Source organism: Herbiconiux daphne, assembly GCF_024979295.1.
GTDB lineage: Bacteria > Actinomycetota > Actinomycetes > Actinomycetales > Microbacteriaceae > Herbiconiux > Herbiconiux daphnes.
Map to the genome: position 1 here is coordinate 1 of NZ_JANLCJ010000068.1, position 1,742 is coordinate 1,742.

Annotated in this window: 1 protein-coding gene; it reads right to left on the minus strand. The window is 39.6% G+C overall.

Annotated elements, in window-relative coordinates:
- The coding region (locus N1032_RS22915) for a hypothetical protein (protein ID WP_259542626.1) at positions 1-1,631 on the minus strand (1,631 nt) is incomplete at its 3' end.
- Positions 1,632-1,742 lie beyond the last annotated feature (111 nt).

A 1,742-nucleotide genomic window follows, 5' to 3' on the forward strand; every position in this document is an offset into this window, starting at 1 on the left:
TCTTTATCAGAAGTATAAGCAAATGCAATACGTCCAACTAAAGTATCATCAATCCAAGAATCAAGAGCAGGACCGCTAGTTTGAATATAATGCGAGTGATTATCAGAACCACCAAGATCAGTAGTAGCATGTCCTCCAGGTTTTGTTGATTCGCCCCAATTAAAATTGAATAAGTTACCAGTTCCACCAGCACCAAAATTACCATTAGAGCCTTTACGAGTTACATAACCACCAGTAACACTAAAACGAGTTGCTCCAGTATAGGAAGCCAGATTCACTGTAGCAGCGGTAGAACTTACTGTTGAGTTCATGGTAGTACCATGCCCCCCTCCGAACTGGACAGCCCCACCAACAGATACATGACTTGAGGTAGTAAGTCCTGTACCGGAAATATTTCCAGAAGCTGCTAAATTACCAACGATCTGAGCGTTGTCATTACACTGTAAACCCGTACAGGTAAGTAAACTACCAACAGCCACATTACCTAAGAGAGTTTTAACACCAAAAACCTGACCATCAGAACGGAAGGAATAATCATTATTATGTCCATTTATGTTTTTAACATTAAGAGTGACAGCAGCCTCAGGATCTCCTACTAAAGCGTTAGCATAGATAACACCTTCTACAGTACCTGCACCAGGGACATTATACATAGATGTAATATGTCCACCAGATTGGATGCCTGTATCGCTAGCACTTCCAGTGTGAAGAGAAACGAAGTTACCCTCTATAGCAGCATTCCCTTGCTTAGCCACAAAATTATCTTGGACATATTTAGCATTAGCAGCATCAGTAGGTAAAGTAGGATCAGCTAGATTCTTAATCAAGTGACTATTCATATTCACATCGTCACTGTGAGAGGTAGTCCCAGCAACGGTAACATTACCTTGAATCTCAGCATCAACTGTAACTAGTGATTTAGGAAAATGTGTTTTCTTATTAATAATTAAAGCTGTAGTATCTGTTGTTTGTCCAATAGAGTCCAAACCGTTTAATTGTTTAATATCACTATTAATACCAGCAGCTTTATCTACACCAGTTACACGTCCTAAACTATCTCTAACATAAGTACCGATAGCAGCAAAAGGCATGTCTGCAATCTCTGGACGGAAACGTCTTGAGTACAGGGGAGCACTTCTTACTTGATTGGTATCAGCATCATGATAGATAATGTCTGTACGACCTTCTGAATAGAAGTGAATGCCCTCAATACCAGAATCGATATCACCAACAATAACAGCATTCTCTGTAGTGGTAGTGACGTCTTGACCAGTAAGTTCATCTTTAAGGACGACAGTATGCTTACCTGCTTTAATCAGGTCAATATATGCCGTATTATCTTTATTAGTAGATCTTAAACCGTAATCTGTTGTACCATCATTATATAAAAGAATAGCACTGTTCTGTTTTAAGGTTGGAACCAGTAAAGCATCAACTTCTGATTTCTGATAAACTACACCTTTAGCCCAAACATCAGCAGCTTTAACATAACCAAGTCCACCTGGTTCTGTTCCGAGTTTAACATCACCAGCACGACCATCTACCTTTTCTACACCTACAACTGCTGCATCTCTATTGAGAACAACATAAGGCATAATAACGCCAGATTTAGGCATTAATGTACGAGCCATTTATAGCCTCCAAAGAGAAGCCCTCCCTTAAGAGGGCTATAAAATTAATTAAGAAAAGTACCAATGCTCTGTAACAACACATCCAGAAGCCTTAATAAAGTCGGAGGCCAA